Source organism: Oceaniovalibus guishaninsula JLT2003 (genome assembly GCF_000299575.1).
GTDB lineage: Bacteria > Pseudomonadota > Alphaproteobacteria > Rhodobacterales > Rhodobacteraceae > Palleronia > Palleronia guishaninsula.
In genome coordinates, this window is the sequence record NZ_AMGO01000007.1 from 1 (window position 1) to 20,873 (window position 20,873).

The following is a 20,873-nucleotide window of genomic DNA, read 5'->3' on the forward strand; positions in this document are numbered from 1 at the left end:
TGTCGTCAGCAAGATCCTCGCCTGAGAAGGACAAGGGGCGCCGGAATGTCCGGCGCCCCTGTTCGACCGTTTTCACGGAAAAAGGTCAGACCGCCTGCTTGTTGACGGTCTGCGTGGCTATGGCGGTCATATGGCGATCGCCTTCATAATTCTGTTCCAGGGCTTCCTGAAGAATGGCCGCGTCGCCGTCCAGATCCAGCCTGTTGGCGAAGGCCGCCAGACAGCCGTATCCCGCAATCGCATAGTGAACCATGCGCTGATACTGGGTGATGATCATCGCGTCGCGCACGTCCGGGCTGCCGAATTCGGCGTCGAGGGCATGGGCCTTGGCTTCGCGCACCAGACCTTCCATGCCCTTGCAATGCTCGCCCGTCGGGTCGATGCCGTGATCCGCGCATAGCTTCTGAAGCTGATCCATCCCTTTGCTGATACCGTTCACGCCGGCATTCAGCGCCTCGACCAACTCCTTGTCGTCGGCTGCCTTGGCAAGTTTGCCGGTCGCGTCCAGCGACTGCTTGCACGCCGAATACATGTCCTGAAGCTGATCGAGATATACGTCCTTCAGCGAATTCATCGCCATACCGGTCTCCTTCGCGGCTGTTGAAAATCCGTTGGCCAACGTGCCCTGGGGATCGAAGTTCCGGCGCGACGCTTGACCCTGAACCTGCCAGCAAGTAATCCCCGGATCGGCATAGGGGTTTAGCTCAGTTGGTAGAGCATCGGTCTCCAAAACCGAGGGTCGTGGGTTCGAGTCCCTCAGCCCCTGCCAATCGCGATTACGACGCGCAGCCGTCATCCTTGGCGGGATCGTGCCCCCAGTTCATCAGCGAATAGCGCCAGTCGGAATTGGCCATATCCTCATCCGGGCCTCCCTGAGCACAGTGTCGCTTGATGTAGCCGACGACCTTGGCCATGTGATCCCAGTCATCGTCGGTCAGGTCGGCCTTGTTGGTGCGCTTGATCTTCACGATCCGCCGCCCTGACGCGTGTCCCGTCGATTCGCCTGACCCCTCCTTCTGACCGACCTGCTTGCTCTCGTCGGTCTCCAGCCAGTCCTCGATTTCCTTGGGGGCCATGTTGACCAGATCGCCCCATTCGTCCCAGATTTCGTCGTGCGATTTCGATGACATCGGATCCTCCCTCGTCACGGAAAACGGCAGTCGTGGATTGCGGGTTCCGGTGTTGCGGCTTGAAACCGGCGGACGCAACGCGTAGGTGCAACCGACCGAGAAGGAACCGCGCATGGCGACCAGGACCAATCCGCTTCAGTTCATCCAGCAGACCCGCGCCGAGATCGCCAAGGTCGTCTGGCCGACCCGGCGCGAGGTGTTGCTGACGACCGTGATGGTGTTCATCATGGCGACCCTGACGGCGGTGTTCTTCTTTGCGGTCGATTTCATCATCCGGCAGGGTCTGCAATTCATCCTGACGATGTTCGGCTGACGGGGTGCCCCGCGGCCCTTGCCATTGAGCGGGGCGGACGATAACAGGGCGCTGGTTTTCGGACCGGGGCGCGCGGCGATTCGGCATGCGCGCTCGTGTCCGCGAAGCAGGCAGCCCGCGCTGCCGTGATTGCAAGAAACTCGACGAAGGACAGGCGCAGACATGGCCAAACGGTGGTATTCGGTAAGCGTGCTGTCGAACTTCGAGAAGAAGATCGCCGAACAGATCCGGTCCGAGGTTTCCGAGAAGGGACTCGAGGACGAGATCGACGAGGTTCTCGTTCCGACCGAGGAGGTGATCGAGATCCGGCGCGGCAAGAAAGTGACGACGGAACGTCGTTTCATGCCCGGTTACGTGCTGGTGCATATGGAAATGAGCGATCGCGGCTTTCATCTGATCAGCCAGATCAACCGCGTGACCGGTTTCCTGGGTCCGCAGGGCCGCCCCATGCCGATGCGAGACGCCGAGGTGCAACAGATCCTCGGCCGCGTTCAGGAGGGCGAGGAAGCGCCGCGCACCCTGATCTCGTTCGATACCGGCGAGAAGGTGAAGGTGACGGACGGCCCCTTCGAAGGTTTCGACGGCATGGTCGAAGACGTGGACGAGGACGCGCAGCGTCTGAAGGTCAGCGTGTCGATCTTCGGCCGGGCGACCCCGGTGGAGCTGGAATACACTCAGGTTTCCAAGCAGATCTGAGGTTCGACGTGGGAGGGGCGACCCGAACCACGGCATAGCCCTTCGGGGCCCATGTAGGGCGGACAGCGATCCGCCGCGAAGAAGGAGAAGGCCAGATGGCCAAGAAGAAGATCGGCAGCCTCAAGCTGCAAGTAAAGGCGGGGCAGGCCAATCCTTCGCCGCCCGTCGGCCCGGCGCTGGGTCAGCGCGGCATCAACATCATGGAATTCTGCAAGGCGTTCAACGCCCGCACGCAGGAGATGGAGACCGGCGCGCCGACCCCGGTGGTCATCACCTATTATCAGGACAAGTCCTTCACGATGGACATCAAGACGCCGCCGGCGTCCTATTACCTGAAAAAGGCCGCCAAGGTGACATCCGGGTCCAAGACCACCGGCCGCAGCAATGTCGGCAGCGTGTCGCTCAAGCAGGTGCGCGAGATCGCCGAAGCGAAGATGAAGGATCTCAACGCCACCGACGTCGAGAGCGCGATGAAGATCATCGTCGGATCCGCGGCGTCCATGGGTATCGAGGTGAAGTGATGGCAAAGCTGGGAAAACGCGCGCAGGCCGCCCGCAAGGCCGTCGAGGGGAAATCGAACCTGACGGTCGAGGAAGCCGTGGCGCTGGTTAAGGCGAATGCCAGTGCCAAGTTCGACGAAACCGTCGAGATTGCGATGAATCTGGGCGTCGATCCGCGCCATGCGGACCAGATGGTTCGTGGCACGGTGAACCTGCCCAACGGCACCGGCAAGGCCGTCCGTGTGGCGGTCTTCGCGCGCGGCGCCAAGGCCGAGGAGGCCGAGAAGGCCGGGGCCGACATCGTGGGCGCCGAGGATCTGATGGAACAGATCCAGGGCGGCAAGATCGACTTCGACCGTTGCATCGCGACGCCGGACATGATGCCGATCGTCGGGCGTCTGGGCAAGATTCTGGGTCCGCGCAACCTGATGCCGAACCCCAAGGTCGGAACGGTGACGATGGATGTGGCCGAGGCGGTCGAGGCCGCCAAGGGCGGTCAGGTGCAGTTCAAGGCCGAGAAGGCCGGCGTTATCCATGCAGGCATCGGCAAGGCATCCTTCGATGAAGCCAAGCTGGTCGAGAACATCCGCGCCTTCGTCGAGGCCGTGGGGCGCGCCAAACCGACGGGCGCCAAGGGCACCTACATGCGGCAGGTCGCGCTGACCTCGACCATGGGGCCGGGCGTGACCGTCGATGTGGCCAGCGCCACCGGCAACTGAACGGCAAGAAAAGAGGTGTCGGGGTTTGCAATTCCCGGCGCGTCATACTAGAGAGCGCACGGCGGGGGACCGGATTCGGTGCCCCGTCTTTCGTCCGAGACGGCGGGTGGTTCTTCGGAACCTCAATATCCTGCCATAGACGGGAAACAGCCGGATCTTCCTGAGGGTTCCTTGGGTCGTTTGTCTTTCCCCGTTCAGTAAGGACTTCGGCGCCCGTTCGTGGGGCCGAGCATGAGCCGAGAGGATCTTCCTCTCAATGGCGGGGTATCCCGCCAGAACTTGGAGTGAACTGTGGATAGAGCCCAGAAAGAGAAAGTGGTCGAGGAACTCGGCCAGATCTTCGAAAGCTCTGGCGTCGTGGTGGTTGCACACTACGCGGGTCTCACGGTCGTCGAGATGCAGGATCTGCGGTCGCGCATGCGTGCGGCAGGTGGATCCGTGCGTGTTGCCAAGAACAAGCTCGCCAAGATCGCCCTTGAAGGCAAGCCGGGCGCAAGCATCGGCAAGCTTTTGACGGGCATGACTGTCCTGTCCTATTCCGAAGACCCGGTGGCTGCGGCCAAGGTGGCGGACGAATACGCGAAGTCGAATCCGAAATTCGAGATTCTCGGCGGCGCGATGGGCGAGACGGCATTGGATGTCGCCGGTGTGAAGGCCGTCGCACAGCTGCCCAGCCGCGAGGAGCTTATCGCTTCGGTGGTTGCGTGTATCGGTGCGCCTGCCAGCAGCATCGCCGGTGCCATCGGCGCGCCTGCCAGCAACATCGCCAGCATCCTTTCGACGATCGAGGAAAGGGCGGAAGCCGCCTGATCCCCGTGGACCAATCGCAATCGCGATGTCGGAATACACCTTAACGAACTGGAAACCAAAATGGCCGATCTGAAGAAACTCGCCGAAGAGATCGTGGGTCTGACCCTTCTCGAAGCGCAGGAACTGAAAACCATCCTCAAGGACGAATACGGCATCGAGCCCGCCGCCGGCGGCGCGGTCATGATGGCGGGCCCCGCGGGCGATGCCGGCGGTGCCGCCGCCGAGGAGCAGACCGAGTTCGACGTGATCCTGAAATCTGCCGGTGCGCAGAAAATCAACGTCATCAAGGAAGTCCGCGCCATCACCGGTCTTGGCCTGAAAGAAGCCAAGGATCTGGTCGAGGCCGGCGGCAAGGCCGTCAAGGAGCAGGTCTCCAAGACCGAAGCCGAAGACATCAAGTCCAAGCTCGAAGCGGCCGGGGCCGAAGTCGAACTGAAGTAAGGGCCGCTTCCGCACTGCGGTGCGGGCGGTTGCGCGGGGCCGGTCCATCGGCCCCGCTTGCATTTCTGGCGGAGCGGGCACCTTGACCGATCGGACATACTACTTCGCGATCGTCGAGACGCTGGAAGTATACGGAGGGTTGAACATCCTCTTCGATTTCATGTCCGTTCTTCAAGCCGGCGGCTATCGGGTCGCGCCCCTGTATCGGTCCCGGTATTACCGTTATCCTTTCGCCCCCTTCGATGGGCCGGCCTTCTACAGTCCTGATCTGCCCGGACGGGTCGAACCGTGGTATCGTTATCGCGGCGGGATCGCCCAGAAGCGGGCACGGGTCCGCAACATGGCACGGGGTTTCAAGCCGAACGCTTTGGCCAAGATACGGCAGAGCGATGTGCTCGTCGTGCCGGATTTCGCCTATGATCGCTATGCCGCTGCGTTTCCCGACATGGAAATCGTGGTGATGGTGCAGAACGTCGTCGGTTTTCTGCGTCCGTGGTTGCGTGACAACCAGGGCGGCGACCGAATCCTCGACCGTGCCAGATTGCTGGTCTGCATATCCCAGGTTTGCGTCGATGTTGCGCAGACGTTGGTCCCTGCGGAGCGGTGTGCCGCACTTCACCTGCCGGTCGCCTCGCCCGAATTGACCTATACCCCTGAAAAGAAGATGCAGATTGCCTATATGACCCGGAGGCGCAGCCAGGAGGTGGATTTCGTCACGACGATGTTGCGCGCCATGCCCGAGATGCGCGATGTCGAGTTTGTGAAGATCGAGAACATGTCTTTGAACGAGGTGCATCTGGTCATGCGGGATGCGCTCGTCTACCTGTCGTTTTCCGAACGGGAAGGTTTCGGTCTTCCTCCGGCCGAAGCGATGTTGGCAGGTTGTATCGTGGTCGGTTATACGGGCGTCGGTGGCAACGAATATTTCGACGAGACGACGGGGATCGTGATCGAGGATGGCGATGTCGTGTCGTTCGCGCGCGCCGTGGCGGCTGTTGTGAAGGAATATCGCGTCGATCCGACGCGTCTGGACCGGATGCGGCGGGCAGCCTCGCGTAGTCTGGCGCAAAGATATGACAGGGACGCATCGCATCGGCAATTGCTGGACATCTGGCACAAGCTCGACGCATCGCTCGATGCGGACCGTATTGACGAAAGGGTAGCGATTTCCGCGTGAGACAACCTATGGCTTGAACCGACCTTGCCAAGCGCATCCGCGGGATGCGTTTCGCAAGGTCCGGCGATCGCATCGGGCGGGGCGTTCTGGGATGCGCCCCTCGGATGGATGCGATCCGACCTCTACAGGGGATGCCCGCCGTCGACCCAACGGCCGGCAGCCCCGCACAGGACTGAAGGACAACACTCCAAATGGCATCTTCGTATCTCGGCCAGAAGCGGCTGCGCAAATACTACGGCAAAATTCGCGAAGTTCTGGAAATGCCGAACCTGATCGAGGTTCAGAAATCCAGCTATGACCTGTTCCTGCGGTCGGGCGACGGGCCGGACCCCGCCGAGGGCGAGGGTATTCGCGGCGTCTTCGAATCAGTGTTCCCGATCAAGGATTTCAACGAGACGGCCGTGCTGGAGTTCAAGTCGTACGAGCTTGAGAAGCCGAAATACGATGTCGAGGAATGCCAGCAGCGCGACATGACCTATGCCGCGCCGCTGAAGGTGACGCTGCGCCTGATCGTGTTCGATGTGGACGAGGATACCGGCGCCAAGTCCGTCAAGGACATCAAGGAACAGGACGTGTTCATGGGCGACATGCCCCTGATGACGCCAAACGGCACCTTCGTCGTCAACGGGACCGAACGGGTGATCGTGTCCCAGATGCACCGTTCGCCGGGCGTGTTCTTCGACCACGACAAAGGCAAGACACATTCGTCGGGCAAACTGCTGTTCGCCTGCCGGATCATCCCCTATCGGGGTTCGTGGCTGGACTTCGAGTTCGACGCCAAGGATCTGGTGTTCTGCCGGATCGACCGCCGCCGGAAACTGCCGGTGACGACCCTGCTCTATGCCCTCGGGCTGGATCAGGAGGCGATCATGGACGCCTATTACAACACCGTCGACTTCAGGCTCGAAAAGAACAAGGGCTGGGTCACGCGCTTCTTCCCCGAGCGTGTGCGCGGCACCCGTCCGACCTATGACCTGGTCGATGCGGGCACGGGCGAGGTGATCGCCGAGGCCGGCAAGAAGGTCACGCCGCGGGCCGTCAAGCAACTGATCGACGCGGGCAATGTCACCGACCTGCTGCTGCCCTTCGACCAGATCGTCGGGCGCTATGTCGCGCGCGACATCATCGACGAGGAAACCGGCGCCATCTATGTCGAAGCCGGGGACGAGCTGACCTGGGAGACCGACAAGGACGGCGAGGTTTCGGGCGGAACGCTGAAGGATCTGCTGGATGCCGGCATCACCGACATCCCCGTTCTCGACATCGACAACATCAATGTCGGCCCCTACATCCGCAACACGATGGCCGCGGACAAGAACCTGAACCGCGACACCGCGCTGATGGACATTTACCGCGTCATGCGTCCCGGCGAGCCGCCCACGGTCGAGGCCGCCAGCAACCTGTTCGACACGCTGTTCTTCGACAAGGAACGCTATGACCTGTCCGCCGTGGGCCGGGTCAAGATGAACATGCGCCTCGACCTGGACAAGCCCGACACGCAGCGCACGCTCGACCGCGACGACATCGTCGCCTGCATCAAGGCGCTGGTCGACCTGCGCGACGGGCGCGGCGACATCGACGATATCGACCATCTGGGCAACCGTCGCGTCCGGTCGGTCGGCGAGCTGATGGAGAACCAGTATCGCGTCGGTCTGTTGCGGATGGAGCGGGCGATCAAGGAACGCATGTCGTCGGTCGAGATCGACACGGTGATGCCGCAGGATCTGATCAACGCCAAGCCGGCCGCCGCTGCGGTGCGAGAGTTTTTCGGATCGTCCCAGCTGTCGCAATTCATGGACCAGACCAACCCGCTGTCCGAAGTGACGCACAAGCGGCGCCTGTCGGCGCTTGGGCCGGGCGGTCTGACGCGCGAGCGTGCGGGCTTCGAAGTGCGTGACGTGCACCCGACCCATTACGGCCGCATGTGCCCGATCGAAACGCCGGAAGGCCCGAATATCGGCCTGATCAACAGCCTTGCGACTTTCGCAAGGGTGAACAAGTACGGCTTCATCGAAACGCCCTATCGCGTCGTAAAGGACGGGCAGGTGACGGACGAAGTGCACTATATGTCCGCCACCGAGGAGATGCGCCACACCGTTGCGCAGGCGAACGCCAATCTCGATGCCGATGGCCGGTTCGTGAACGATCTGGTCAGCACGCGGCAGGCCGGCGATTACACGCTGGCGCCCAACGAAAGCGTCGATCTGATCGACGTGTCGCCAAAGCAGCTCGTCTCGGTCGCGGCATCGTTGATTCCGTTTCTGGAGAACGACGACGCCAACCGCGCGCTGATGGGGTCGAACATGCAGCGCCAGGCCGTGCCGCTGTTGCAGGCCGAGGCACCGCTGGTCGGCACCGGCATCGAAGAAGTCGTCGCCCGCGATTCGGGCGCTGCGATCATGGCGCGCCGTGGCGGGATCGTCGATCAGGTCGATGCCACCCGGATCGTCGTGCGGGCAACGTCCGATCTCGAGCTGGGCGATGCCGGGGTCGATATCTACCGGCTGCGCAAGTTCCAGCGATCCAACCAGAACACCTGCATCAACCAGCGTCCGCTGGTGAAGGTGGGCGATGCCGTGACCAAGGGCGACGTGATCGCCGACGGTCCCAGCACCGACATGGGCGAGCTGGCCCTCGGCAAGAACGTGGTCGTCGCGTTCATGCCCTGGAACGGTTACAACTATGAAGATTCGATCCTGATTTCCGAGCGGATCACCCGCGACGATGTCTTTACCTCGATCCATATCGAGGAGTTCGAGGTTGCCGCCCGCGACACCAAGCTGGGCCCGGAAGAGATCACCCGCGACATCCCCAATGTCGGCGAGGAGGCGCTGCGCAACCTCGACGAGGCGGGCATCGTCTATATCGGGGCCGAGGTCGGTCCGGCCGACATTTTGGTGGGCAAGATCACCCCTAAGGGCGAATCCCCGATGACCCCCGAGGAAAAGCTGCTGCGCGCCATCTTCGGCGAAAAAGCCAGCGACGTGCGCGACACGTCCCTGCGTCTTCCGCCCGGCGATTACGGCACGGTGGTCGAGGTGCGCGTCTTCAACCGGCACGGCGTCGAGAAGGACGAACGCGCGCTTCAGATCGAGCGCGAGGAGATCGACCGCCTGCGCCGGGACCGCGACGACGAGCTGGCGATCTTGGACCGCAACATCTATGCGCGACTGCGCGACCTGATCCTGGGCAAGACTGCGGTGAAGGGGCCGAAGGGCGTCAAGGCGAACACCCAGATCACCGAGGCGCTGCTGGACGATCAGCTGAGCCGCGGCCAGTGGTGGCAGCTTGCGCTGGGCGAAGAACAGGACGCCCAGATCATGGAAGCCCTGCACGAGCAGTACGAGATCCAGAAGCGGACGCTCGACGCGCGGTTCGAGGACAAGGTCGAAAAGGTGCGTCGTGGCGACGACCTGCCGCCGGGCGTGATGAAGATGGTCAAGGTGTTCGTCGCGGTCAAGCGCAAGCTGCAACCGGGCGACAAGATGGCCGGCCGCCACGGCAACAAGGGCGTCATTTCGAAGGTGGTCCCGACGGAGGACATGCCGTTCCTCGCGGACGGCACGCCGGTGGATTTCGTCCTCAACCCTCTGGGCGTGCCCAGCCGGATGAATGTCGGCCAGATCCTCGAAACCCACATGGGATGGGCCGCGCGCGGTCTGGGCCTGAAGATCGACGAAGCGCTGGTGGATTTCCGCCGCAGCGGCGATCTGACCCCGGTCAAGGAAGCGCTGCGTGTCGCCTATGGCGACGACGTCTATGACGAGGGCATCGCCGACATGGACGAGGATCGCACCGTCGAGATCGCGACGAACGTGGTGCGCGGCGTGCCGATCGCCACGCCGGTCTTCGACGGGGCGAAAGAGGCGGACGTGAACGACTCGCTCGTTCGCGCGGGCTTCGACACGTCGGGTCAGTCGGACCTTTTCGACGGCCGCACGGGCGAGAAGTTCAGCCGCAAGGTGACGGTGGGGATGAAGTACCTGCTGAAGCTGCATCACCTTGTCGACGACAAGATCCACGCGCGTTCGACCGGACCCTACAGCCTGGTCACTCAGCAGCCCCTAGGCGGCAAGGCGCAGTTCGGCGGCCAGCGCTTTGGCGAGATGGAGGTCTGGGCCCTGGAAGCCTATGGCGCGGCCTACACCTTGCAGGAGATGCTGACCGTCAAGTCGGACGACGTGGCCGGACGTACCAAGGTCTACGAGAGCATCGTCAAGGGCGAGGACAATTTCGAGGCGGGCGTTCCCGAGAGCTTCAACGTGCTCGTCAAGGAAGTCCGCGGCCTCGGCCTGAACATGGAACTCCTGGATGCCGAGGAGGAGGACGCCGAGTGAGGCCACCGGCCTCGCTCACCCTTCCTTCGGCACCCCTTTCTAAGGACAAGAGATGAACCAGGAACTGACGAACAACCCGTTCTCGCCCGTCGCGGCGCCCAAGACGTTCGACGAGATCAAGATCAGCCTCGCCAGCCCCGAACGGATCCTGTCGTGGTCCTTCGGTGAGATCAAGAAGCCCGAAACCATCAACTATCGCACGTTCAAGCCCGAGCGTGACGGCCTGTTTTGCGCGCGCATCTTCGGTCCGATCAAGGATTACGAATGCCTGTGCGGCAAATACAAGCGCATGAAGTATCGCGGCGTCGTCTGCGAGAAGTGCGGCGTCGAGGTGACGCTGCAAAAGGTCCGGCGCGAGCGTATGGGCCATATCGAACTGGCCGCCCCCTGCGCGCATATCTGGTTCCTGAAATCGCTTCCCAGCCGCATCGGCCTGATGCTGGACATGACCCTGCGCGATCTCGAACGGGTTCTCTACTTCGAGAACTACGTGGTGATCGAGCCGGGGCTGACCGACCTGACCTACGGCCAGATGCTGACCGAGGAAGAGTTCATGGACGCGCAGGATGCCTATGGCATGGACGCGTTCACGGCCAATATCGGCGCCGAAGCCATCCGCGAGATGCTTTCGATGATCGACCTCGAAGGCGAGGCCGAGCGTCTGCGCGAGGAGTTGAAGGAAGCCACGGGCGAGCTGAAGCCGAAGAAGATCATCAAGCGGCTGAAGATCGTCGAGAACTTCATCGAATCCGGCAATCGGCCCGAATGGATGGTGTTGACCGTCGTTCCGGTCATCCCGCCTGAATTGCGCCCGCTGGTGCCGTTGGATGGCGGCCGGTTCGCCACATCGGATCTCAACGACCTTTACCGCCGGGTCATCAACCGCAACAACCGCCTCAAGCGGCTGATCGAGTTGCGCGCGCCCGACATCATTATCCGCAACGAGAAGCGGATGTTGCAGGAATCCGTCGATGCGCTGTTCGACAACGGCCGCCGCGGCCGCGTCATCACCGGGGCAAACAAGCGGCCGCTAAAATCGCTGTCGGACATGCTGAAGGGCAAGCAGGGCCGGTTCCGGCAGAACCTGCTGGGCAAACGCGTGGACTTCTCGGGTCGTTCGGTCATCGTGACCGGACCCGAGTTGAAGCTGCATCAGTGCGGATTGCCCAAGAAGATGGCGCTGGAGCTGTTCAAGCCGTTCATCTATTCGCGGCTTGAAGCGAAGGGGCTGTCCAGCACGGTCAAACAGGCCAAGAAACTGGTCGAAAAGGAACGCCCCGAAGTCTGGGACATCCTGGACGAGGTGATCCGCGAGCATCCCGTGATGCTGAACCGCGCGCCGACGTTGCACCGTCTGGGCATCCAGGCGTTCGAGCCGGTGCTGATCGAAGGCAAGGCGATCCAGCTTCATCCGCTGGTCTGCTCGGCCTTCAACGCCGATTTCGACGGCGACCAGATGGCCGTTCACGTGCCGCTCAGCCTCGAGGCGCAGCTGGAATGCCGCGTTCTGATGATGTCCACGAACAACGTGCTGTCGCCCGCGAACGGCGCGCCGATCATCGTGCCGTCGCAGGACATGGTGCTTGGGCTTTACTATACCTCGATGCAGCGCGACGGCATGAAGGGCGAGGGGATGATCTTCTCGAACGTGGACGAGGTGCAGCATGCCCTCGACGCGGGCGAGGTGCATCTGCACGCCAGGATCCAGGCGCGCCTGCCGCAGATCGACGACGAGGGAAACGAGGTCATCAAGCGGTTCGAGACGACGCCGGGTCGCGTGCGGCTTGGCGCGCTTCTGCCGATGAACGCCAAGGCGCCGTTCGATCTGGTCAACCGCCTGTTGCGCAAGAAGGAAGTGCAGCAGGTGATCGACACCGTCTACCGTTATTGCGGCCAGAAAGAGAGCGTCATTTTCTGCGATCAGATCATGACCATCGGTTTCCGTGAAGCGTTCCGTGCCGGCATCAGTTTTGGCAAGGACGATATGGTCGTGCCCGACACCAAGTGGCCGATCGTCGAGCAGACGCGCGAACAGGTGAAGGATTTCGAGCAGCAGTACATGGACGGCCTGATCACCCAGGGCGAAAAGTACAACAAGGTGGTCGATGCCTGGTCCAAGTGCAACGACAAGGTCACCGAGGCGATGATGTCCACCATCTCGCAGCCCGGCCAGACCGACGGTGCCGAGAACGAACCGAACAGCGTCTACATGATGGCCCATTCGGGGGCGCGGGGATCCGTGACCCAGATGAAGCAGCTGGGCGGCATGCGCGGCCTGATGGCCAAGCCCTCGGGCGAGATCATCGAGACGCCGATCATCTCGAACTTCAAGGAAGGTCTGACCGTTCTTGAATACTTCAACTCTACCCATGGCGCGCGCAAGGGGCTGTCCGATACCGCGCTCAAGACCGCGAACTCGGGTTATCTGACGCGACGTCTGGTGGACGTGGCGCAGGATTGCATCGTCCGCATGGTCGATTGCGGCACCGAACGCGCCGTGACCGCCAAGGCCGCGACCAACGACGGTGAAATCGTGTCGTCGCTGGGCGAGCGTGTGCTGGGCCGCGTCGCGGCCGAGGATCTGGTGCGTCCGGGCACCGACGAGGTGATGGTCGCCCAAGGCGAGCTGATCGACGAGCGCAAGGCCGACATCGTCGAAACGTCGGGCCTGGCTTCGGCGCGGATCCGCAGCCCGCTGACCTGCGAGGCCGAAGAAGGCGTCTGCGCCATGTGCTACGGGCGCGATCTGGCCCGCGGCACGATGGTCAACCAGGGCGAGGCGGTAGGTATCATCGCCGCGCAATCCATCGGCGAACCCGGCACCCAGTTGACGATGCGGACCTTCCACATCGGCGGCGTGGCGCAGGGCGGCCAGCAATCCTTCCAGGAAGCCGGGCAGGAGGGCCGCGCCGAATACCGCAACGCCCAATTGCTGGTGAACGATGCGGGACTTGCCGTCGTCATGGGGCGCAACATGTCGCTGGCCATCATCGACAAGAACGGAGTCGAGCGCGCCAGCTTCAAGCTGGGCTATGGCACCACGGTCCACGTTGCCGACGGGGCCGAGGTCAAGCGGGGGGATCGCCTGTTCGAATGGGATCCCTACACGTTGCCGATCATCGCCGAAAAGGCCGGCACGGCGCGGTTCGTCGATCTTATCACCGGCATCTCGGTGCGGGACGAGACGGACGATGCCACCGGCATGACGCAGAAGATCGTCAGCGACTGGCGGTCTGCGCCCAAGGGGGGGGATCTCAAGCCCGAAATCCTGATCGTCGATCAGGATGGCGAACCGGTGCGTAACGATCAGGGCAACCCCGTGACCTATCCGATGTCGGTCGACGCGATCCTGTCGCTTGAAGAAGGTGCCGAGGTGAAAGCCGGCGACGTGGTTGCGCGCATCCCGCGCGAGGGGGCCAAGACGAAGGACATTACCGGCGGTCTGCCGCGTGTGGCCGAACTGTTCGAGGCCCGCCGTCCCAAGGATCACGCCATCATCGCCGAGGCGGATGGTTACGTGAAGTTTGGGCGCGACTACAAGAACAAGCGCCGGATCTCGATCGTGCCTGCCGACGAAAGCCTGGAGCCCATCGAGTATATGGTGCCCAAGGGCAAGCATATTCCGGTGCAGGAAGGCGACTTCATCCAGAAGGGCGATTACCTGATGGACGGCAACCCGGCGCCGCACGACATCCTTGCCATTCTGGGGGTCGAGGCGCTTGCCGATTACATGATCGACGAGGTGCAGGACGTCTATCGCCTGCAAGGCGTCAAGATCAACGACAAGCATATCGAGGTGATCGTCCGCCAGATGCTCCAGAAATGGGAGATCCAGGACAGCGGCGAGACCACGCTGCTGAAGGGCGAGCATGTCGACAAGGCCGAGTTCGACGAGGCCAACGAGAAGGCGCTGAAGAAGGGCGGCCGTCCCGCGACGGGCGAACCGATCCTGCTGGGCATCACCAAGGCGTCGCTGCAAACCCGCAGCTTCATCTCGGCCGCGTCCTTCCAGGAAACGACGCGGGTGCTGACCGAAGCGTCGGTTCAGGGCAAACGCGACAAGTTGGTCGGTCTGAAGGAAAACGTCATCGTCGGGCGCCTGATCCCCGCCGGCACCGGCGGCGCGACCCAGAAGGTCCGCCGTATCGCCGCCGAGCGTGACTTGAAGGTGCTCAAGGCCGCGCAGGAAGAAGCGCAGGCGGCGGCCGCACTCGCCGCGCCAGCGGAGGAGTCGCTGAACGCAGACGACGTGTTCGCCGACAGCATGGCCGACCTGCCCGAAAGCCGCGACGAATAGGCGCCGATGCACTGAAACCGAAAGGCCCCCGCGATGCGGGGGCCTTTTTCGTCAGGCCAGACGGCTGCGGTTCATACGCTGCCGCGTGCGGCGGTCCGCGATGTGCGATGCGTGATCGCCAGACGGCGTAGGAAGGCGGCGATGAAGATCGCGGTCAGCACCAGAACGATCGTTGCTGCCGGCGCGCTGTCGATGAAAAAGCTGGCATAGGTTCCCGCCAGCATCCCGCCAAGACAGACCGCCACCGACACCACCAGCATCCAGCCAAAGCTGCGCACTGTCAGGAAGGCGATGGCGCCAGGCGTCACCAGCAGCGCCACGGCAAGGATCAGCCCGGTCGAGGACAGGGTGGAAACGATGGTTAGCGACAGCGCGCCGAGCAGTCCGTAATGCAGCAGCCCGACATGCAGACCCGATGCCTGCGCCTGCGCCGGATCGAAGGCATGCAGCAACAGGTCGCGCCACTTCAGCACCAGCATCAACGAAACGACCGCCCCGATCAGCCCCGACGTCCACAAGTCGCGGGCCCCGACCCCCAGCATGTTGCCGAACAGGACATGGTCCAGATGCTCGTTCGTCGTGATCGAGGTGTAAAGGACGATGCCCACGCCGAACATGCCCGAAAAGACCACGCCCATGACCGTGTCCTGCTTGACCCGGCTGTTGCGCGACAGAAATCCCGTCGCCAGCGCGCAGGTCATCCCCGCCGCGAACGCGCCGACGATCAACGGCAGTCCCAACATCCAGGCCAGCACGATGCCCGGCAGCGTCGCATGGCTAACCGCATCGCCCATCAGCGCCCAGCCTTTCAAAACCATATAGCACGACAGCAGCGCGGTCGGCGGCGCGACCAGCAGGCAGATCCAGAAGGCGTTCTGCATGAACGGAAACTGGAAGGGCAGCAGCAGTGTGTCGATCACGGCCGCAGATCCCTCGCTGCCGGTTCGGTTCCGGGTGTCGCCAGCACTCGCTGGGCCCGGCGCCGTGCGGCCAGCATTCCGTGCTTCGGCGCCAGCACCACCGCCACCAGGAAAATCAGCGTCTGAAGCGTGACGATGATGCCCCCCGTCGCCCCGTCGAGGAAATAACTGGCATAGGCCCCCAGAAAGCTGGTGATCGTTCCGATCAGGACAGAGACCACGATCAGCCGCGGAAAGCGGTCGCAAAGCAGATAGGCGGTAGCCCCCGGCGTGACCACCAGCGCGATCACCAGAAACGCGCCGACCGTCATCATCGCCGCGACGATAGCCGCCGACAGCAGGATGAAGAACATCGCCTTCAGCACGTCGGGGCGCAGGCCGATGGTGCGGGCATGGTTTTCGTCGAAGAAGACAACCGTCAGATCGCGCCATTTCGTCAGCAGCACCCCCAGGCTGACGAAGCCGATGATCGCCAGTTGCAGGGTGTCGCCCGGTGTGATCGCCAGGATGTTGCCCATGATGATCGTCTGGATGCTGACCGACATCGGCGACAGTGACACCATGAACAGCCCCAGTCCGAAGAATGCGGTGAAGATGATGCCGATGATGACGTCGATCTTTAGTCCCGACCGCCCCGACAGGAACAGCATCGACCCCGCCGCAAGGCCCCCGGCGACAAAGGCGCCCAAGGCAAAGGGAAGTCCGAGAATATAGGCCCCCGCGACGCCCGGCACGACCGAGTGGGAAAGCGCATCGCCGATCAACGACCAGCCTTTCAGCATCAGATAGCACGACAGGAACGCGCAGACGCCGCCCACAAGCGCCGACACCCACATCGCGTTGAACATATAGCTATAGGTGAAGGGTTCGGTCAGCAGATCGATCATGTTCCGCCCGTGCTGTCCGTGTCTCTGTCCGGTGCGGCTTCGTTCCCGGTTTCGCGCAGAACGCGGTCGACCGCCGGCCGGGGCGATCTCTTTTCGCCGTAATGCACGAAGGGCCGCTCGTCGTCGGTGATGATACGCACTTCGCGCGGGTCGTCGTCGTCATGCAGATCCGCGCCGCCCAGCGTGAAATGCCGCAGCACACCCCCAAAGGCCCGCTCCAGGTTGTCGCGGGTGAAGATGGCGGCTGTCGGGCCATGCGTGAGCACCGTGCCCTTGATCAGGATCGTCCGGTCGCAGAATTCGGGGACCGATCCCAGATTGTGGGTCGAAACCAGCATCACGCGGCCTTCGTCCCGCAATTCGCGCAGCAGCCCGATGATCTGTTCTTCGGTCTTCACGTCGACGCCGGTGAAGGGTTCGTCCAGCAGGATGACCTGACCGTCCTGTGCCAGACTGCGCGCCAGAAAGACGCGCTTGCGCTGCCCGCCCGACAACTCGCCAATCTGGCGGTGACGGAAATCCTGCATGCCGACGCGCCTCAGCGCCTCGTTCACAGCATCGCGGTCGGCCTGTCGGGCACGGCGCAGGAAGCCCATATGCCCGTAGCGGCCCATCATCACCACGTCCTCGACCAGCACCGGAAAGGCCCAGTCCACTTCCTCGGCCTGCGGAACATAGGCGACGAGGTTCGCGGCCAGCGCTTGCTTGACGGTCATGCCCAGCAGCGAAATCTCGCCCTGCGCGGCGGGGACGAAGCCCATGATCGCCTTGAACAGCGTCGACTTGCCCGATCCGTTCACTCCGACAAGCGCCGTGATCGTGCCGCGCGGAATGGCGAAGCTGGCATCGTGCAACGCGGTATGCCCGTTGCGATAGGTCACGGTCACGCCGCATGCCCGGATCCCGCTGCCTTCGGCGTCCGGGGCCTGTTGCACGTCAGTCGCCATCGGGGGCCAGCGCGTCGGCGATGGTCTGCGCATCGACGCGCAACAGGTCGAGATAGGTGGGCACGGGTCCGTCCGCATCGCTGAGGCTGTCGACATAAAGCATGCCGCCATATTCGGCGCCCGTCTCGCGCGCGACCTGCTTGGCGGGGGCCTGATTGACCGTGGATTCGCAGAAGACGGCGGGGATGTCGTTGTCGCGGACCGTGTCGATGACAGCGCGCACCTGCTGCGGCGTGCCGGTCTGGTCCGCATTGATGGGCCAGAGATACGCTTCCTTCAGCCCGAAATCCCGCGCCAGATAGCTGAACGCCCCCTCGCAACTCACCAGCCAGCGCCGGTCCTCCGGCAGTGCCCTGATCCGGTCGCGCAACGGGCCGACCGTGTCGCGGATGCGCTGCTTGTAGGTTTCCGCGTTGGCCGCATAGGCATCCGCGTTGCTTGGGTCATGCTCCGACAGGGCGTCGCGGATGTTGTCCACATAGACCAGCGCATTGTCTAGCCCCATCCAGCCATGCGGATTGGGCGCCCCTTCGTATTCGCCTTCCGCAATCGAGATGGGGTCGATCCCGTCCGTCAGGATCGCGGACGGCATGTCGCCGAGATTGGCGATGAACTGCTCGAACCAGCGTTCCAGATTTAAGCCGTTATACAGGATCAGATCGGCATCGGATGCGCCGACGATATCCTGCGGCGTCGGTTCATAGCCGTGGATCTCGGCACCGGGTTTGGTAATCGACACAACCTCTGCCGCGTCGCCGGCGACGGCCTGGGCCATGTCCCGAAGAATGGTGAAGGTCGTGACGACCTTGAACGGCTCGGCCTCCCGAGCGGCGGCGGCTGTGGCCAGAACGGCGGCAAGGGCGACGAATGCCGATAGACGAACTGGTTTCATTCTGTCCACCGGAAACTCCCGCTCTGCCGACCGACCTAGTGTGAATGCGAAGCAGTCGCAAGTGTCAAGCGATCGGCCCCGGTTACGAGCTGTCGACCTTCGGGCTTACCTCGTCATCCTCCAGCACATCCTGAACGTAAAGCATCTGCACCAGCACCATCACCGACAGCATCAGCGGCGTGGCGATCAGCAGCCCGATGAAGCCGAACATCACCCCGAAGGCAAGGATCGCAAGGACGCTGAGCGCCGGGGGAAGCGAGACGGCGCGCTTCTGGATGAGCGGCATCAGCACGTTGCCTTCCAGTTGCTGCACCGCGATGAAGACCACCGCCGTCCAGATCGCGTCTGAAGGTTCGTTCGCAAAGGCGATCAGGATTGCCGGGACGGCCGAAATGAATGGGCCGACATACGGGATGAAGTTCGTGATGCCCGCGATCAGCCCCAGCGTCACCGCCAGCGGCACCCCGATCAGCCATAGGCCAAGCCCGGTCAGGACCGCGACGAAGGCCATGTCCACCATCTGCCCCAGCAGCCAGAACCACAGGTTCTGCCCCAGCGCATCCAGCACTTCGCCCGCCCTGTCGCGGTGCTGTCTTGGCACCAGGTGCAGCACGCCGCGCCGATAGAGCCCCGGATTGACGGCAAGAAAGACAGCCACCGAAACCAGGACGACGATGTTGGTGGCCGCGCTGATGACCGTCGATAGCGTTCCGCCGATCGCGCCGAAGACGTTCCAGTCCGTGCCGTCCCTGGGATCCGGCAACTGCCGCAGCACGAAGTCGCCCCAGGACTGGTTCTGCAACATGCTTTCGATGTCGCGGATTGTTTCGGGCAGGATCTGCGCGATCTGACCCATCTCGGACGCGATACGCGGTCCCAGCGTCATGAAGAAGGCGACGATCACCGCGATGACAGTCAGCACGACCGCGATCACGCCGACTGTCGGAGACAACGGCGTGTGGCGTGCAAGGGCGTTGGCCGCGTGGCGCAGCAGAACCGCAATCAATACGCCGGCGAATGCCAGCAGGGCAACGAAGGAAAGTTTCCAGAATGCCATCGCCAGAACGACAATCGCGATCACCATGATCGCGCTTCGCACCGCCGCCGGATAGACGAAGGGCGTGCGGCGCGCGGGGCCTGTGCCCCTCATTCCGTCGTGCATCGAATGGGGTCCGGCTTTGCGTTTCTTCTGACGGTCATCGGGGCGTCCCTGACTTGCTTGCCAAGCCGAACACCCGAGGGATGCCGTTGGGTTCCGGTCAGAGCAACCATTCCACTGGCAGCCAGCCGATGACCGTGATCGCTGCATTGCGCAACGGACTGCCGCCGGGTTCCGACGTCAGCGGGGCCGCGCCGGGGTCCGAGGGGTCGGTCCAGATCAGCTTGCCGTCCAGCCGCTCGACCCGCCACGCCATGCCGTCAAGGCCCCTGTCGAACCTCTCGTGCGCGCCGCGTGCCAGATCGGGGCTCTCGATCAGCAGTCCCATTTCGGTGTTCAAGGTGGTGGATCGAGGGTCGAAATTGAACGATCCGACGAAGATCCGTTCGGCATCGACGGCGAATGTCTTGGCGTGCAGGCTGGACCCCGACGATCCGAACGGCCCAACCTTGTCGCGCGGGGTGATGGATGCTGCCTGACGACGCAACTCGTAAAGTTCGACCCCCGCATCGAGCATCGCCTCGCGCCGTTTGGAATAGCCCGCATGAACAGGCAGCACATCGGTCGCTTCCAGCGAATTGGTCAGGATCCGCACCCGCGCGCCGCGCTGTTCCAGCCGGGTGAAGGCATCGACGCCGGCCTTGGTGGGCACGAAATAGGCCGAGACGGCATCGAAGCGCTGCTCGATCTCGCCCACGGCACCCTTCAGGCGCACGGCCAGCAAATCCTCGCGCGGGACGGCGCCCTGACCCTTGGCCGGATCGTCGCTGAACAGCCTGACATCGGTCCATTCCATCCCCAGATCGCCCTGCACCAGTTCCTCCACGATATGGGACGCGCCTAGCAGGCCGCGATATTCCGCCATCTGCGGATCATCGCGGAGTTCGGCCAGCCGCGCACCGATGGCATCGGTGGTATCCGCCGGCGGAACGACCTGCGATGCAGGGTGGACGGAAGGGCTGTTCCAGTAGCGGTCGAAATCGGCAGAGACTTGCGGCACCACCCGTCCCGCAGCCAGCACATCCAGATCGACATAAAGCGCCGTAGGGCCGGTATCGAAGTATTCGTCGCCCACATTGCGGCCGCCGGTGACGGTGACATGCCCGTCCACCGTGAAGGACTTATTGTGCATCCGGCGGTTCAGCCGGAAGAAGTCGAAGGCGAAGGACGCCATCTTGAGCGTCCCTCGCAGGTTGAAGGGGTTATAGATCCGCACCTCGGCCATCGGATGCGCATCCAGCGCGACGATCTGGCGGTCCATGCCCGACGTGCCGTTGTCGTCCAGCAGCAACCGCACTCGCACCCCGCGATCCGCCGCACGTTTCAGGGCATCGAGCAGCAGCATCCCGGTCAGATCGTCGTGCCAGATGTAATATTGCGCGTCGATGGATTTCACCGCGACATCGGCCAGGACCATCCGGGCGGCGAACGCATCGGCGCCGGTTCGCAAGGGGGCGATGCCTGTCTTGCCTTCGTGGCGTGCCGTTCGTTCCCGCAGCGCATCCGCCAGCGGTCCGGTCTGGGCGGCGGGCAGGGCGGTGGTGGCAAGCGCGCGGTTGGGCGGGATGGCGAACACCGCGCGCGCGGCGACGATCGCCACCGCGATCAGGACGACCGCCAGACCCAGGTATTTCAGCACGATCAGCAT

17 protein-coding genes and 1 tRNA gene are annotated in these 20,873 nt (G+C 63.1%); 10 read left to right on the forward strand and 8 right to left on the reverse strand.

Going from position 1 to position 20,873, the window contains the following annotated elements; genetic code table 11:
- Positions 1–85: 85 nt before the first annotated feature.
- Positions 86–580 (reverse strand): ferritin-like domain-containing protein, encoded by a 495-nt coding sequence (locus OCGS_RS01670; RefSeq protein ID WP_007425479.1) that lies wholly within the window; start codon positions 578–580, stop codon positions 86–88.
- A gap of 113 nt (positions 581–693) precedes the next feature.
- Between OCGS_RS01670 and OCGS_RS01675 the strand changes: the two genes are divergently transcribed.
- A tRNA-Trp gene (locus OCGS_RS01675) sits at positions 694–769 on the forward strand.
- A 7-nt stretch (positions 770–776) separates the two neighbouring features.
- Here the strand turns inward: OCGS_RS01675 and OCGS_RS01680 are convergent.
- Positions 777–1,130, reverse strand: a complete 354-nt coding sequence (locus OCGS_RS01680; protein WP_007425480.1) for a DUF3140 domain-containing protein — start codon at positions 1,128–1,130, stop codon at positions 777–779.
- 112 nt (positions 1,131–1,242) lie between these two features.
- Between OCGS_RS01680 and secE the strand changes: the two genes are divergently transcribed.
- The 9 genes from secE (at position 1,243) to rpoC (ending at position 14,420) form a co-directional block, all read left to right on the forward strand.
- Positions 1,243–1,443: a preprotein translocase subunit SecE gene (gene secE / locus OCGS_RS01685; RefSeq protein ID WP_007425481.1), complete on the forward strand. Its 201-nt coding sequence runs from the start codon at positions 1,243–1,245 to the stop codon at positions 1,441–1,443.
- 162 nt (positions 1,444–1,605) lie between these two features.
- The gene (gene nusG, locus OCGS_RS01690; RefSeq protein ID WP_007425482.1) at positions 1,606–2,139 is read left to right on the forward strand and encodes a transcription termination/antitermination protein NusG; all 534 of its coding nucleotides are present in this window, start codon (positions 1,606–1,608) and stop codon (positions 2,137–2,139) included.
- Positions 2,140–2,234: 95 nt separating this feature from the next.
- Positions 2,235–2,660, forward strand: coding sequence for a 50S ribosomal protein L11 (gene rplK, locus OCGS_RS01695; RefSeq protein ID WP_007425483.1), 426 nt, complete (start codon positions 2,235–2,237; stop codon positions 2,658–2,660).
- Positions 2,660–3,358 (forward strand): 50S ribosomal protein L1, encoded by a 699-nt coding sequence (gene rplA, locus OCGS_RS01700; RefSeq protein WP_007425484.1) that lies wholly within the window; start codon positions 2,660–2,662, stop codon positions 3,356–3,358. The genes rplK and rplA overlap by 1 nt, the downstream gene beginning before the upstream one ends.
- Positions 3,359–3,649: 291 nt before the next feature.
- Complete coding sequence (gene rplJ, locus OCGS_RS01705; protein WP_040610309.1) at positions 3,650–4,168, forward strand: 50S ribosomal protein L10; 519 nt, start codon at positions 3,650–3,652, stop codon at positions 4,166–4,168.
- Between the two features lie 60 nt (positions 4,169–4,228).
- On the forward strand, positions 4,229–4,609 hold the full coding sequence (rplL, locus tag OCGS_RS01710) for a 50S ribosomal protein L7/L12 (RefSeq protein ID WP_007425486.1): 381 nt from the start codon (positions 4,229–4,231) through the stop codon (positions 4,607–4,609).
- A gap of 82 nt (positions 4,610–4,691) precedes the next feature.
- Positions 4,692–5,786 carry a glycosyltransferase gene (locus OCGS_RS01715; RefSeq protein WP_007425487.1) on the forward strand — a complete coding sequence of 365 codons (1,095 nt, stop codon included), beginning with the start codon at positions 4,692–4,694 and terminating at the stop codon, positions 5,784–5,786.
- 191 nt (positions 5,787–5,977) lie between these two features.
- Positions 5,978–10,123: a DNA-directed RNA polymerase subunit beta gene (gene rpoB, locus OCGS_RS01720; protein ID WP_007425488.1), complete on the forward strand. Its 4,146-nt coding sequence runs from the start codon at positions 5,978–5,980 to the stop codon at positions 10,121–10,123.
- Positions 10,124–10,175: 52 nt separating this feature from the next.
- Positions 10,176–14,420 carry a DNA-directed RNA polymerase subunit beta' gene (gene rpoC / locus OCGS_RS01725; RefSeq protein ID WP_007425489.1) on the forward strand — a complete coding sequence of 1,415 codons (4,245 nt, stop codon included), beginning with the start codon at positions 10,176–10,178 and terminating at the stop codon, positions 14,418–14,420.
- A gap of 71 nt (positions 14,421–14,491) precedes the next feature.
- Here rpoC and OCGS_RS01730 read toward each other — a convergent pair whose 3' ends face one another.
- From OCGS_RS01730 to OCGS_RS01755, 6 genes are all read right to left on the reverse strand, one after another.
- Positions 14,492–15,340: a metal ABC transporter permease gene (locus OCGS_RS01730; RefSeq protein WP_007425490.1), complete on the reverse strand. Its 849-nt coding sequence runs from the start codon at positions 15,338–15,340 to the stop codon at positions 14,492–14,494.
- Positions 15,337–16,227, reverse strand: coding sequence for a metal ABC transporter permease (locus OCGS_RS01735; RefSeq protein WP_007425491.1), 891 nt, complete (start codon positions 16,225–16,227; stop codon positions 15,337–15,339). Before OCGS_RS01735 ends, OCGS_RS01730 begins: the two co-directional genes overlap by 4 nt.
- A complete protein-coding gene (locus tag OCGS_RS01740; protein WP_052026103.1) occupies positions 16,224–17,174 on the reverse strand; it encodes a manganese/iron ABC transporter ATP-binding protein in 951 nt (316 codons plus the stop codon). Before OCGS_RS01740 ends, OCGS_RS01735 begins: the two co-directional genes overlap by 4 nt.
- The gene (locus OCGS_RS01745; RefSeq protein ID WP_007425493.1) at positions 17,164–18,066 is read right to left on the reverse strand and encodes a metal ABC transporter substrate-binding protein; all 903 of its coding nucleotides are present in this window, start codon (positions 18,064–18,066) and stop codon (positions 17,164–17,166) included. The genes OCGS_RS01740 and OCGS_RS01745 overlap by 11 nt, the downstream gene beginning before the upstream one ends.
- Before the next feature lie 82 nt (positions 18,067–18,148).
- Positions 18,149–19,216, reverse strand: coding sequence for an AI-2E family transporter (locus OCGS_RS01750; protein WP_052026104.1), 1,068 nt, complete (start codon positions 19,214–19,216; stop codon positions 18,149–18,151).
- Positions 19,217–19,325: 109 nt separating this feature from the next.
- Positions 19,326–20,873 carry a phospholipase D family protein gene (locus tag OCGS_RS01755; RefSeq protein ID WP_007425495.1) on the reverse strand — a complete coding sequence of 516 codons (1,548 nt, stop codon included), beginning with the start codon at positions 20,871–20,873 and terminating at the stop codon, positions 19,326–19,328.